The organism is Paenibacillus sp. MZ04-78.2, assembly GCF_024213375.1.
GTDB lineage: Bacteria > Bacillota > Bacilli > Paenibacillales > NBRC-103111 > Paenibacillus_G.
The window spans coordinates 1-14,601 of the sequence record NZ_JANAVJ010000067.1; the positions used below are offsets into that span (position 1 = coordinate 1).

Annotated in this window: 12 protein-coding genes; 4 read left to right on the forward strand and 8 right to left on the reverse strand. The window is 39.9% G+C overall.

Features of this window, described 5'->3' with window-relative positions:
• Positions 1–22: 22 nt before the first annotated feature.
• From NLX71_RS24945 to NLX71_RS24970, 6 genes are all read right to left on the reverse strand, one after another.
• Positions 23–1,930: a DNA methyltransferase gene (locus NLX71_RS24945; RefSeq protein WP_254366482.1), complete on the reverse strand. Its 1,908-nt coding sequence runs from the start codon at positions 1,928–1,930 to the stop codon at positions 23–25.
• 16 nt (positions 1,931–1,946) lie between these two features.
• Positions 1,947–3,485 carry a helicase-related protein gene (locus tag NLX71_RS24950; protein WP_254366483.1) on the reverse strand — a complete coding sequence of 513 codons (1,539 nt, stop codon included), beginning with the start codon at positions 3,483–3,485 and terminating at the stop codon, positions 1,947–1,949.
• Between the two features lie 32 nt (positions 3,486–3,517).
• A complete protein-coding gene (locus NLX71_RS24955; RefSeq protein ID WP_254366484.1) occupies positions 3,518–3,730 on the reverse strand; it encodes a hypothetical protein in 213 nt (70 codons plus the stop codon).
• A 3-nt stretch (positions 3,731–3,733) separates the two neighbouring features.
• Entirely contained in the window at positions 3,734–4,552 is an 819-nt protein-coding gene (locus NLX71_RS24960; protein WP_302058442.1) for an SNF2-related protein, read from the reverse strand.
• Positions 4,471–4,815, reverse strand: a complete 345-nt coding sequence (locus NLX71_RS24965; RefSeq protein ID WP_254366485.1) for a hypothetical protein — start codon at positions 4,813–4,815, stop codon at positions 4,471–4,473. Before NLX71_RS24965 ends, NLX71_RS24960 begins: the two co-directional genes overlap by 82 nt.
• 120 nt (positions 4,816–4,935) lie before the next feature.
• Positions 4,936–5,559: a hypothetical protein gene (locus NLX71_RS24970; protein ID WP_254366486.1), complete on the reverse strand. Its 624-nt coding sequence runs from the start codon at positions 5,557–5,559 to the stop codon at positions 4,936–4,938.
• A gap of 171 nt (positions 5,560–5,730) precedes the next feature.
• Here NLX71_RS24970 and NLX71_RS27195 point away from each other — a divergent pair, with 171 nt between their 5' ends.
• A complete protein-coding gene (locus tag NLX71_RS27195; protein WP_375377964.1) occupies positions 5,731–6,012 on the forward strand; it encodes a site-specific integrase in 282 nt (93 codons plus the stop codon).
• Between the two features lie 77 nt (positions 6,013–6,089).
• Entirely contained in the window at positions 6,090–6,221 is a 132-nt protein-coding gene (locus NLX71_RS26725) for a hypothetical protein (protein WP_302058441.1), read from the forward strand.
• A 108-nt stretch (positions 6,222–6,329) separates the two neighbouring features.
• Here the strand turns inward: NLX71_RS26725 and NLX71_RS24975 are convergent, their stop codons facing one another.
• Entirely contained in the window at positions 6,330–8,045 is a 1,716-nt protein-coding gene (locus tag NLX71_RS24975) for a recombinase family protein (protein ID WP_254366487.1), read from the reverse strand.
• 1,566 nt (positions 8,046–9,611) lie between these two features.
• Here NLX71_RS24975 and NLX71_RS24985 point away from each other — a divergent pair.
• Together NLX71_RS24985 and NLX71_RS24990 are read left to right on the forward strand one after the other, a co-directional pair.
• Positions 9,612–10,658 (forward strand): Kiwa anti-phage protein KwaB-like domain-containing protein, encoded by a 1,047-nt coding sequence (locus NLX71_RS24985; protein ID WP_254366489.1) that lies wholly within the window; start codon positions 9,612–9,614, stop codon positions 10,656–10,658.
• Positions 10,659–10,700: 42 nt separating this feature from the next.
• On the forward strand, positions 10,701–11,366 hold the full coding sequence (locus tag NLX71_RS24990) for a hypothetical protein (protein WP_254366490.1): 666 nt from the start codon (positions 10,701–10,703) through the stop codon (positions 11,364–11,366).
• Positions 11,367–11,498: 132 nt separating this feature from the next.
• Here NLX71_RS24990 and NLX71_RS24995 read toward each other — a convergent pair whose 3' ends face one another.
• Positions 11,499–14,462: a type I restriction endonuclease subunit R, EcoR124 family gene (locus tag NLX71_RS24995; RefSeq protein ID WP_254366491.1), complete on the reverse strand. Its 2,964-nt coding sequence runs from the start codon at positions 14,460–14,462 to the stop codon at positions 11,499–11,501.
• Between the last annotated feature and the right edge of the window lie 139 nt (positions 14,463–14,601).

Sequence of the window (14,601 nt, forward strand, 5' to 3'; positions counted from 1 at the left end):
CAACCTCCCGTTCAAGATACCTTCATTTTCTCATGAGCTTGAGGTTCTTGAAAGGTGGTGAGTATTTGACGCTCACGAGGTAAGCATTGCCGATTTCATCTATTTCTGAATAACGGTCTTTTTGCTTTTGTGAGTGTCCCAATCTTCCTACTGATTTTAGTTGCTCGCTAACACCACTGAAAATTGCATATTCATGATTAACAGCAAATCCTTTAACAGTTGAACGTCCCTGCGGATTATTTCTGATAGATGCGATACCTTGAACATTCTCTGATCCAAAAATCTCAGAAATTAATATAGATGCAAAGTCTTTCTCATAGTCGTCAATAGTCAGGCAAACCATTCCATCATTTCTCAATAAATTAGCTGCTATACACAAGCGATTTTCTATTAAACTTATCCACGATGAATGCTTAAAACCGTTTTTGTAAAGAATAGTCGAAGCATCTGCATTGTATGGCGGATCAATATAAATACTTTTTATCCCTTTATTATATTTTGTTTGAAGAAAGGATACCGCCTGAAAATTTTCACTATGAATTAATAAGCCATCCGTATGCTCATCTATACTGTCTATCGTTGCAATAAGTCGTTCCTTGAAATCTACTGTAAAATGCTTTGTATCCACAATTAAATTCTGATTTTGGCGCATGAAATCAACGGTTAATGGTTCGCTATATCCTACCGTTGACAAATCGCCTTCGATTTCATCGATAGCATACATATCTATCCATTCCTGTACCTGTGCCTTATTCTTAATAATCTCCGGATAGAAACCTTCATCAATCTTATCAAGAGTAATGCACCAATTCGTTTCAATGACAAACTTCTTTTTCAGCCACAACTTCTTTTGAAAATCCTCAATTTGAGCTAGAAAATCAATAATAATTTTACCTACACGCTTAATAGCCTTAACTTTGGCAAGATAAGTTTCCACTCGTTTTTCATTCGGCGTATCCAAGTCATCAAGATGAATAATCTCGCTCTTGATATAGAAATCTAGTTCACGAGTTAAGAAACCATGCAAGTCTTTATGAATGAAGTAATCGAAGGTATTTTTAGCAACATAAGCATCCAAATGCTTGTCCAGCAAAGATTTCGTTTGTTTCTTTGTTTTAGAATCCATAAACCGTGGAGCAATGATCGGGAAGAATTCCTTATATTTCTTAGTGATTGCGTCCACGACTTTTGCTGCATTTTCTTCTGCATATTTTTTCTTTTTATCTTTCGGAACATCAAATACAAATCGAATAATTAGCTCATTACCATTTGGCTCAATGGTCTTCAGATCAGGCCGTTCTTCAGTTTCTTCATAGAGCATGAAAACACGTTTGTTGTCGTCGCTTTCCTTATTATTATTTTGCTCTGTTGTTGCATCAACAAGCCGAAAATGTACCGTCAATCCACCATCTTTGAAGGTATAATCCTTAAAGTTTTCAGTTGTCTTTATGTAATATTGATCTTGATTTGCCCAGTATAACTTCACTTCCTCGCCTTCATAAGGAATAGCATATACGCCTTCCTTATAGCGGCGTTTAGAAATGAAATCTCCTTCGTCATAATAACGATTGAAGAAGCTATAAAGAGCAGAATAAACATCACTTTCCAATGCAGACATATCCACGCCAGCAAGCAACTGAGTTTTAAGTGAAGCATATTCATCTGCCATTTTGCTTGCAGATACTTCCATGCCAACAGCATCACAAGCTTTTTCTATTTCTGCAATACGAGCTTCAATATCGCCCGTATTGGAGGCAAATGGTGCGAGAGTATCTTGTACCTTTCGGATCAGATCTACCTTCAAAAATTTCTCAATTTCAGCTTTCCGAATATTCATGATACGATAGATTCCAAAGTCTAAATCAGACTTGTCCAATTCAAAGATCCCCTGCATCAAATCAGTGAATTTCTGTAGTTTTTCCGACATCATTTTTACCTCTTTCGATTTAATTTACTTGCCACTCGATGATGAATACATTATCCGTAGTTGTTTGTTTCACCATTCGCTTATCTAGCTCTGCAATCATTTCGCGCCGTCGTTCTCCAATCTCATCCTCACGATCAGCCAGTTCATTACGTTTGCGCCTCTTCAATCGTTCAAGTTCATCAATTTTGCGTGTTATGGTTGCCTTCTCTTCTAAGTTTGTAGCGTGTCTTGACAGACGTTCCTGTTCACGAATCTGCCGTTTAATGGTGTCTAATTCACGCTCAATATTATCAATTAAGTCCCTTTCCCAACGGAATATCCTCTCTTCTTCTTCTCGGAAGTAATTGAGATTTCGAGAATCAATCTCACTGAGCTTGCTTTTAACATGCTGCTCAGAATTACTTTTAAGCTTCCGAAGCACTGTACTATCAATGTTTACAGTCGGAGAAACTACGGTTCCGGCACATAGAAACAGTTTTTCACAGTCCTCCTGCGTCAGGAAGTGTCCTGTCTCGGTATAAGCAGTAAACAGACTATATTGCTCAATATCGAATGCCGAAACATCCAAAGTTGATAGTACCATGTATCCAGTTGCGTTCCTCATACTTTCTGGTAGTGTTATCTTTAGCGCATTTTTTCCTTGCTCAAAAATTATCTTTCCGCTTTCAAGATCAAGATCCAATGCTTTATTGACGACATATTGAGCTAAGGGATGGGATAAGCGGTACGGAATGCCATCCGTAACTTTCGACAACAAGTCGTATTTGCCTAGCTTGCATCCTGCAACAACTTTCGTCAAAACAAAAGAATGTTTAAGATCATCAAAAACTGCATGATCTGCCAAAACGAACTTAGTCAATTCCCAAAAAATGTGTTCGTATCTATTAAGAAAAGCTCCTGCCTGCTCCTTTGCTAATTTCAATCGTTCTTGAACATCAATATCGAAATTTTGCAGTACTTGAGATTTCGTTTCTTTCAACCGTTCATCAATCTCTTTCTGCATATCTTGCTGCAACTGTTCAAAAGCATTGTTATTTTCTTTTTCGGTTCGACACTCTTGATAAATTTGCAATATTCGTTTTTCGAAGTCGATCCCATCGGTTTGTCCGAGTATTTCATCAGATGCACCAAAAACATCATTGAATAGATAAAATTTGTCCATTAGCAGATTGTAAACACGCAAATCCGCATAATTCCTTTGATTCACAAAATTCACTACAACAACATCACTTCTTTGCCCATAACGATGACAACGGCCAATGCGTTGTTCTATTCGCTGTGGATTCCAGGGCAAGTCATAGTTCACGATCAGTGAACAGAATTGAAGGTTAAGGCCTTCTGCCGCGGCTTCAGTAGCAATCATTATTTCTGCAGTATCTCTAAAATATTCTACGAGAGCCATTCGCCTATCAACTGCTTGAATACCACTTAGAACCCCTTTATGTGCATTCCTCTCGCACCAATCACAATAAATAGCATTAGACTCTTTATCACTATTAGAACCGTTAAAAATAACAATTTTACCTCGGTATCCGTTCTCTTCAAGAAATTCTTTCAAATAGCTTTGCGTTCTTGTTGACTCAGTGAATATTAAAGCTTTACGATTAGCGGCAATTGGGCAAATGAACTTTCGAGAGCTTTTAAAAGCGCATCAGATTTTGAATCATGCTTTATTTTCAAAGCACTTGCAATAAATCCTTTAATTATTTCAATTTCACCAACAAGTGCTTTTCTATCAATCTGATTCGCTTTGTCTAGTTCACTATCATCAGTCTCATCATCTTCTATTTCCTCATCCAGCATCCCCTATTCATCTTCATCTAATATGTCCTCTATTTGAATTTGCTTATATTCCTCATCGGTTAACAATTTTTCAAGGCGATCTTTAATCGTGATAAGAGTGCCAATCAAAGCATATGTGGACGAAGCCAAAATTTTACGTATCATCATAGTCGTCAACATTTTTTGCCTTGTTGGGACGGAATAAATATTATCGCTACGCAAAAATTCAGAAATATCTTCATACAACTGCTGCTCCGAGTCGGTTGCCTCAAATTGTTGGGTCAAAGGCAATCGTTTGGTATAATTTATGTACTCTTTCACATCAGAGCGAAGGGTTCGCTTATAATAAGGCGACATACGCTGCTGTAATTCAGTGTAATTCTCTTCAATTACATATTCCGCTCTGAATGATCGACTATCGCCGAATATATTCTCATCAATCACGCTTGTCAAACCATACAATTCCATAAGTGAGTTTTGGAATGGAGTAGCAGTAAGCAAGAGCTTCTTTACTTTATCAAACGCATCCTTCACTGCTTGAGCTGTCTTGCTGCTTTTTTTGTATACATTCCGTAACTTATGGGCTTCATCAATAACTGCCAAATCAAAACCATGAAGTTTGATTTCATCTTTTTTTCTGGCTGCAAAATTATAGGAGCAGATTATTGCCCTTTTTTGACCAAACGGTGCTTTACCACAACGCATATATCCGTTGTAATTCTTGGTGTCCATCACTTCATTATCTATGCCGAATTTATCCGTTAGTTCATAACTCCATTGCTTACGTAATGCAGCTGGACATACAATGACAATTTTCCGCTTTCCCGTTGCCCAGTCTGACAGATGACAAGACCAACTTCAATAGTTTTACCCAAGCCAACTTCATCCGCTAAAATGACCCCTTTTGATAATGGAGAACGAAATGCAAACAATGCAGCTTCAATCTGATGCGGATTAATATCCACTGCTGCATTAAGCAATGACTGAGAGATACTATCAATACTCCCTCCGATGGATTTCTGGGTCAATATATTTGCATAGTATTTGGCATGATACTTTGTAATCATGTATTCACCTAATTTCGATAAAGCTTCTGCATCCGACAAATTTAAGCATCTATTTTTTTATTATAACATCATTTTAGTTCTTAGGGCTTATTCCAGCAGGAATACCCGTGTCGGCAATGAAACCTCATATGTTCTACACGTCCGCCTAATTTTCCTCTTTTAAGGCATACACCAATCCCTACGCTCATAGATTACATCTTGTCGTTCCTCTTCATGCTCCTCATAATATTTAAGCTCGACCTTCAATTCTTGTTGCGTAAATATCCCATGATCCCCAGATTCCTTACAGGAATAACAGTAAAACCAACCATTGATATACGTATCTGCATCAGCCTCTAATATATCCACACAATGCGCCTCACATTTATGAGTTTCCACAATCGAAGTATCGACTCCGTGATTTTCACAAACCAACCTTAATATCTCATACGCCTCTTTGGCCATTTCCAAATTATCGAACACATAATTCAGTCTCCAATGGTAGGGATGTTGATGATGTTCAACCACATAGAGGATGAACTCTTCGTACCCAGTCAAATACAAATCCGTGCAAATCTTATGATAGACTTCTTCCGCATCTTCACCCAGTTCACCATAATTGCCATGATCGGCAGTAACCCAATATAGTGTTTTACGATGAGGTCGCCAAGTAAGAATACGTTTTTGCAGACCCCTCAGTTTGTTCGTATACTGATAGATTTCCCATGCATAAGGGCCGTCATCCCCCTCAGACAGAATAAAGTCATAATGGTTCCCTATCAGATCGTCAATCTCTGCCATCATATCATCAACGTTCGGTCATCTAAGACTAGATCAAATCAATCCGCTTCACATTGTGAGCTTTTAGGACTCATTGTCTAAGGAAGGCAAACGTTTGGGTTATACTTGTCAACGGGGACGATTGAGATCAACCATCGAGTTCTTAAAAATATAAAAAATATATTCTCACGCACCGTGGAGTGGAAGCTTATCAAGCATAACCCGTTCGCAAATATTAAGAAACCAGTCGTTAAACATAAAGAAGTCATCCCGTATGACGAGAATGAAGTCCAGCAGTTACTTGTCGCTTTGCAGAATGAACCAATCCATTGGCGAGCGATGATAACCCTCGCGCTTACTACAGGATTGCGCCGCTGCGAATTACTTGGACTAGAGTGGCATCACATCGAATGGAGAACAGGCGTTCCATCATTACACAAAGCGTTTCTATGTCTCCAGGAGGTGTTACCCATGTGAAGGAACCTAAAACAAAAGCTTCAAAACGAAAGGTTTCCCTCCCACCTTCTATGTTGGAAGAATTAAGAGAGTATTACGTGTACATTTTCGGAGTGTTCAATGAGGACATCAACTACATTAACGGCCTAATCGGATTAGACATTCTTAAAAGCGGCAATATGATCATCGACCTTCATCAGATGCAAATGTATCCGACAAACATCAAATAGCATTGAAATGGGGACGCGAAATTGCTCGTGTCCCCATTTCGTCCCCAAATCCCCTTAAAGCCTACTCTATTCCCTTATATACCCTTATAAATCAAGGAACAAACACTCTCAATATGTGTTGTGCTGGGAATAGGAACATGGATCACTCCCCTCATTTAATGAAGACTTTTTTTGATTCTGGCTCTTCATCTGGGCTTGGACACTGCTCTTAAAGCCTGTTTTGTATATAAACGTTAGTTTGTACGGATTAATGCTGCAATCATCACAATTTTCTCCAACCAGGATTTTATCGACAACACTTTCAAGTACGCTTCGATCAAACGTAGGCAGAACCGCATTCGACCGAAGCACTTGGCGAAAATGGGTTATCCTTTTCTCAACATCGACTTCATCTTGTGCAGCTTCCTCTAATTTCGCTCTTTCGTCAAGCAGTTCGTTCAAGAGCGATTCAAGTTCTGCATACTTACGCTCATATGTTGGACGATCTATCTTGTCATCCAGATGCAAGTCGATCAAATTGCAACGCTTATTCTCAAGAGCCTGAATTTCGTTAATGATTTTAGTCAACTGTTTTTGGCTGTTCTGCTCGATCAGGGCAGATTCCGCTCTTACTAAAAGCTCGTCCAACACATCTTTATGGTTGTCACAAACTAAATTGTACGTCTCAACAAAAGCACCTTCAACAATCTTTTCTTCAATCCCCTTGCTATGAGGACAATATTTCTTTCCCTTCTTCGTATTGGTAGAACATTGCCAAATCGTCTTTTCATGCGTTGTCCCGCTATTCCAGCTCCGCCGCGAAAAATGACCGCCGCAGAAGGCACATTCCAGCATGCTGCTGAAAGCAAATTTTCTACTGTATTTTTCTCGTTTTCCGCCTGCTTCCAGCTTGTTACGAATTTCCCCACGACGATGAAGTATATCTTGTGCCTTTTCAAAAACTTCCTCGGTGACAATTGGCTCGTGATGATTTTTGATATAATACTGATCTTCTTCTCCACGGTTATCAAGTCTTCGTTTAGAGATAGGGTCGAGCGTAAAGGTCTTTCCTTGAAGAACGTCTCCCTTATACTTCTCATTCTTAATGATACCTAAAACGCTTGTATCACACCATTCGATATTTCCACGTTTTGTTTTGCGTTCCAATTCAGTCAATTCTTTCGCAATCATATACGCTCCAATGCCCGAAATATAACGATCAAAAATGCAACGTACAATTTCAGCCTCATCTTCGTTAATCGTTATCCGCTTCGTAACAGGGTCGTAGTCATATCCAAGACAGCTTTGAAAGCCTACCAGTTCGCCGCGGCTCATCTTCATCTTTAGTCCTCTTTTGACGTTCGATGAGATATTCTCAACTTCTTGCTGCGCGACAGAACTCAAAATGGTGAGTAACAATTCACCGTCCATTGTAAGGGTATTGATATTTTCTTTTTCAAAAAAAACGGCAACATTTTTTTCTTTAAGCATCCGAACGTGCCTTAACGTATCTACTGTATTTCTTGCGAATCTCGATATGGATTTGGTTATGACCATATCAATCTTTCCATTTAAACAATCGGAAATTAACCGTTGAAAGTCATCGCGCTTCTTTACCTGTGTTCCCGTAATGGCTTCATCCGCATAGATGTCAACCAACATCCAATCGCTGCGTTGATTAATCATTTCCGTATAATATGAAACTTGCGATTTATAGCTGCTTAACTGTTCTTCGGTGTCTGTACTCACTCTGGCATACGGAGCAACACGAAGAAATTCCGATTTTCCTCCTGTGCGATCTGACAGTTTTCGGTTTGCCTTAATGACTTCAACTGCAATAGACATGATGAGCTCCTCCTTTGATTCGCATTTATGACGCTTACAGCGTAATAAATTTTCGTTTGATTAACAAAGGTGCGAATTAAGAGGTAAGGTCAGATTGGATACCATAGTCTCTCATGGTTTTGTTTTTTAATACATAAAACTCATGCTCGTTTATCAGCGACAAAGCTAACAATTGTCTCAGCATCGCGATTTGCATGCTATATCGAATTACCTTATGCTGCATAAACTAACCTCCCATACGGTTCACCTACGTTTCAAGAAACAGCGAAAAGCAGAGATGCGCTACAGGCATCATGCACATCTCTGCACTCCGCCTCTGTTTTGGTTTCTCGCTTAATTATCCAATCCGATGAACGGTGGTGTCGCCGTTCTCATAGGATTCTCACCTCTCCCAGGATCGCTGGAAGCCGCCCCCATTGCGATGGCTGTGGCTGGACGGAAGTATCATTATCCCTCCGCATGATCGTCGCCATAAATGGAACCACCATTTACAATTGCATGGAGAAATCGCTCGCTCTCCGCCATCTCTCCACCAGCGTATACTGGAAAAAGAACAGGCAAAGTGGTCATGGCGCACCTGCAAATTGGCTTACCTATATATAGGTGTGCGGGGAATGTACCGGATTAGAACGTATGAAATTTTCAAGGGGCAGGGAGGGCAACGAAACTTTTCCCTCTACTATTCATTTCATTTTTCAAGCAAAATCGGACTCTCTGACAATAAATTATTTGTTGGAACAAGGCAGTAGGGATGGAAGTCGGGGGCATCGTCAGTTTTACGAAGGATGGTTGTTGCTTTTGGTATTAATGGGAGAGGAGTTCAATATCGATGGGAAATGAATGGATTTCGGCGAAAGGTAAATTGCATGAATGAAATAGTCGTGTTATGATTAGGATAGAAAAAGGAGCCGGACGGCCATCCGACTCCCTGCACAAAATTTTGAGTGGGAAACCTCCATAGAAGTTAGAGAAAATAATCCGTTCCCTTGGCGCTAACCTGGGCGGGTTATTTTTGTTTTTTCAGATATGTGAGCAGGGCCAGTAAAAACAAGCCTAGCATGATCACTTCTGTCAACGAAAATTGCATGAGCATCACCTCCACTCTGGAGGCGATCTGCCGGGATCAGTGTTAACGGGCCTGAGGGCTACTTCGTGTGTTACTAACTTGTGAAACAAAATTTGCGTCTATATCTTAGTGTGATACGAAATCGATGATGAACATTTTGTTCCCAAGCGCATTTGACATTTACGTTGTTCCAAGTTCTGTGCCATTATGGACTTTAAGAAAGAAATTATTATTTTAATCGGTAACCTACTGAATTTCTATTGATCAGCACAGTGTTAACATGTAGAAGCCCTTATCGTAATGGCACATTACTCGAACGCTAAACTATCAGTTATATAATGACTGTGCTGTTCTATAATACTTTAACAATATAAGCTTGTGTGCTAACATTTCCTTCGCATTCTGTGTCAATCCTTATCACATTTCAACATGATTCGGCAAATATAATGGAGGAAATCCTTTCCTTTTGTCGAAATATTAATGTGTGGAGGCGATGAAGGATGGATTTAAACCACGCTGATAATATCATTTATAAAATTAGTAATCTGGAGTTGACGGACGAATCTTTGAATAACGTCGATCTGTCTTTCCACCTTGTAAGAATGCAAAAGGAAGCCGATTCTTTTTATCAATCCTCAGGTATTCAACTTGCGCCAGATGTTATAAAGTGGGTCAAGAAAAGTATCATTAAGACCTTGCAGGGGTTGAAGGAAGTTGACGATACCGGAAGCAAGGTTTTTCTAGTCGGGAACTATAACCATGAAATCAAGATAAATGACCGTATTGCAAGGTTTGAGCTATCTGAGAATCAAGGTCTTTTAGATAAAGTTAGAAAGTTGACCACAGCATTACGCACTCCTGATCCTGAGTATCCTGAAAAGCATACCAGCTTTCAAATGGTGAAGCTAACTCTAAGTGAGCAAGATGCGTATTTTTGTTATTACCGAGGGGTTAAGAAAAACAGCATGCGTTCATCAAAGAAATTGATGGTCTTCAAGAATGCTAATCAATTTGTCTTTGCCGAGGATACCATAGTCGATATAGGGGGTAACATCGACTTCTTTATTATCGGAGATTTTATCTTCATTATAAATGTCCGGAATTTCGAGTTCGCTTTTGATTACCGTGATCATATTAATGAACAGCGAGATCGGAACTTGACGGAGATTATTTCAATGCCGTTCTTTGATGGTGAGGATTCGAACAAGGGGAAGTTCGAGGAGTCCTGTAAAAGGTATATCCACTCACGGGGGTTAGCTCAAATTAAACGCGACACCTTAACGGCTATTCAGACCAATTTTGAGGCTAGATGTACTGAACTGTCGCAAATCAAAGCGAACCTTCCTGTGGATCAAGCTGAGCAGGAACGGTATAAGAAGAAGTACAGCACCATTTGGGAATTGTTCGAATACATTGATCTGGATAATCGTAAGATTATCTTTAAAGAGGATGCTTCCCCCAGGGCACTATTACATTTCTTTGCTGATAAGATCGTAAAGTCATTCGTAACCGAAGACTTTAAGGTAGCGGTTGCTTACGAAGAATAATTCTTAGGAGGTATGTAAGTCCTCTTTGGGAGGGAGAGAAATATGTGGGGCAAGCGTGAACAGGTCATTCTATGGGCGACAGCCTACCTTCCCTTAGTCCTTATTATGATTTACAGATTTGTCGACAGTAACGACTTCTTCAAGCAAACGAATTGGGCAACATGGTTGGCTAAACATATAAATAAAACGGTCTTTGATGTATTGGTTATATCGGGGATAATCATCATATCACTGCTCATCTACCGCCTAGTTGCCATGTGGCTTTTCAGCGGTTATGATCGTCAATTACGGGCTAGGGAAATAGGTATGAATGTGTCAGTCAGAAAATATGAACGTTTAAGTGTGAATGACTATTCATTTTTCTTAATGACATTACTGCTACCATTAGTCTCCATAGATCAAGCATCGGGAATAAACCTAATGGTCACCATTGCAATTGTACTGATCGTCATCGCGATTTACGTGAAGACGGACTTTATTAGTGTATGTCCGGTGTTCTTCGTGTCTGGCCGACAAGTGTATAAGGCGATCATTTCGAATCAAAGTATAGAAGCAGAAATCGCTGATCCGTCAATCCGCCAAGAGGTTATTATCATAACTCGTGAGAAGTCCATGAATTTAAACAACAAGTTTCGGTCTGTTAAACTAATCAGCAATATTTTTTATTTATCCATTAATAATAACGACGGAGATCCAGATGAATGGTAATTCCCTTTATGGGCTCCTATTCATCTGGATCATAGTACAAAAGGCAATGGTTACATAACAACACCAATGCTATATTATAAAATTTAAATGATTTGCTTTGTCATGAAAGTATTGCCTCCAAAGAGTTGGTCGTCACTCATTTTTAATCTCCCGCTCTTCAATATCAAACCCATCTTTAAGAACGAACTCCTGGAGCAAATTATGTACTTTTATGTTGATCTTAAAGATCGGTATATTAGTGTTTTCTAATTTCTCAAAATAATCCTTTGCCTTGGCTTTGTCTACGGAGGCCTTCAAATCATCAAAACGACCGAATTCGTTGATGCTTGCCTCAGTTACATTTGCAGCCATCAGATTGCGGAGCTTCCTTTCATCCACCCCTAAGAATCGTGAAACACGCCTGATTTGGTCATTCTTTGCTCTGAATTGATATTCAGTGACGTATTCCCTGAAAGTTTTACCACTTTCCATCTTGGCATTTCCGCTTTCAACATCGTGAAGAAAGATATTTGCATACTTTTGTTCTTCCTGCGTCAATGTAGCGAATGACTTGTGCAGATCATCAAGCGTCTTCCGTATTTCAACTTCATCTACATTATCTTGAGTAAGAATTCTCTGAAACTTTTCAAAACGCGAGTTCATATAATCTGAATCGATTCTCCCGGTATCAATCTCCGTCAGGTAACCAACGATCTCGAAAGGAACATCGTCGCCGCCACCCCCGCCGCCGCCGCCGAACAGCTCTTTATACCGCATAGCCAGAACCAAATAAGTATTTTCATCCAGTTTCATATCGACTCGAGTCTTTGGCTTACCACTGCCATGGCTGAACGGGTAAGTTGATTGATTCCACTTAAAACCTTGAATTTTTGAAGCTTCCAGATAGTCATTGAATGATTTGAAGAGCGAGGCAAATTTACCGCGCTCCGAACGATCATCCGGCAGTTTTTCAAAGTTCGGAATCCCAGAACGAGCGAACAGTTCACTGATATCATCAAAAATTGCATTCAGCTTGTTTAAGTTATACTCAAGCCGTTCTACAAACAATCCAATTGGCTTATCGCCAGAATAGGTCTTCACAGCTTTTTCGATGTTTTGCTCCATTGTATGCGGATACCTGTAGTATCTTATCGTTCCAAAAGGCTTTTCCGGGCCGAACAAACGATTGGTGCGCGAGAATGCCTGAATGATATTTTCGTATTCAAGCATCTTATCCATATATAGCGTGTTAATCCACTTGGAATCGAAGCCTGTAAGCATCTGGTTGACTACAATCAGAAGATCAAGCTGCATTTCGGGTGTTCTCTCAATAAATTGATATGGCTTTTTGTGAGCAAGTCTTGCAGCAATGTCCTTTTTCAGCTGGTCGTATCTCTTCAGACTAAATTCCTGTTTGTATCTGACGTTATAATCCCCGATGATTTCAACAAGACCATCCTCTTTGAATGCTACTCCGCCTTTATTGTCGATGCTTGGGTCAAACAAGCAGGTAACCTTTAATGTGGGTATGGCTTGTTTTATTATTCGGTAATAGCGGATCGCCTCCGGAATGCTGCTTGTAGCAAAGATTGCATGAAACTTGCTATTATGGCTTAATGTCATCCAGTTATCTGCAATGTCACGAATAACCGTACTCCGATGTTCTTCCCTTTGATATTGGGATTTTGGCAAATAGTCCTCTATACCATACACATACTTTCCATCATTACCGATATAGCCCGCCATTTTTACTTGAGAGGAATTCATATATTTATAAAAGACTTCGCTCTTATCAGGATCAGCTAGAGCTTCTTCAACAGTAGAGGCTTTTGCCCGCTCCAAAGCAACAGCCTGCCGAATATCCCGATCTCTGTAGGTCAACACTTTATAAGGATCAAATCCAAGAACATTTTTATCACGAATCCCGTCGGCAATGCTGTACCTGTGCAACTCGTTACCGAAGATAGTCGAGGTAGTGTTCATGTTTTTCTGGTTTTCATCCTGAATGGGTGTTCCTGAAAATCCAAAGAAAACAGCAGACGGAAAAGAATCCTTAATATTTTGGAGCATATCTCCAAAGGTAGTGCGATGCGCCTCATCGACAATAATAACAATTCTCTTGGAATTCATTATCTTAATATCATGAGCATTTAATCCGTCTTCTTCGTCCTTGATATTGCTCATTTTCTGAATAGATGTGACGATAAGTGTATTGGCCGGGTCGTCGCTTTTTAGTTTTGAAATTAATACAATCGTATCTTCCGTTGCCTGAACGGACTCATTTTCATCTGCAAAACCGCGATACTCTTTTAAGGACTGAGTTCCAAGTTCAATTCTGTCCATTAGGAAGATGACTTTATCGGCATCTTTGGAGTTTGCAATCAATTGCGCCGACTTAAAACTTGTCATCGTCTTGCCAGACCCTGTGGTATGCCAAACATATCCGCCAAGCCTATCTCGACCGTCCCAGTTGGTTTTGGAAACACGGTCAGAAATCGCATTTGCTGCATAGTATTGATAACTACGCATGACTTTCAATACGCCATCGGTGTCATCGGCGACAGTGTAAAAGCCGATAAGCCGGTGTGCCATTGGAATGGAAAGTAGTGAAGACGCAATCGTTTTCCAATCATTAATAGGCTCGTTATTAAAATCTGCCCAGTGAAAATAGAAATCTTTATTGAACTTTCCGTCCATTCCTGGATTGGCGAAATAAACGGTTTCTGCCGGTTCCATAGCAACAAATATTTGAATCAGTGAAAATAATCCGGTGAAAATCCCTTCATCGGAGTATTTTTCGATTTGATTATAAGCCTGGCTGACCGAAACGCCGTTGCGCTTCAGCTCGATATGAATAACCGGCATACCGTTGATCAAGAGCATCAAGTCGCCGCGGCGATCATTTAATATCTTGGACTTGCTCTTATATTTAGGCTGTTGTGCAATCTGATAACGGCTTTGTCCGGCAGCGATTTCACGGCGGTCGTAAATTTTGAGGCTGACTTCTTTCCCGAAGTGCAGAATGTCGTCAGGATTATCTCGAATAACGGCTACAGTTCTACCATTGATAAATCCGTTTAATTTCAAAGGCGTACGAAGTGTCGTGATCTGCTCCATAATCTGTTGCATCTCGCCGCTTGTTAGAGGATAATTATTCAAACGATCAATCCCTCTGTTGTTTTGTGAGCGTCAAATACTCACCACCTTTCAAGAACCTCAAGCTCATGAGAAAATGAAGGTATCTTGAACGGGAGGT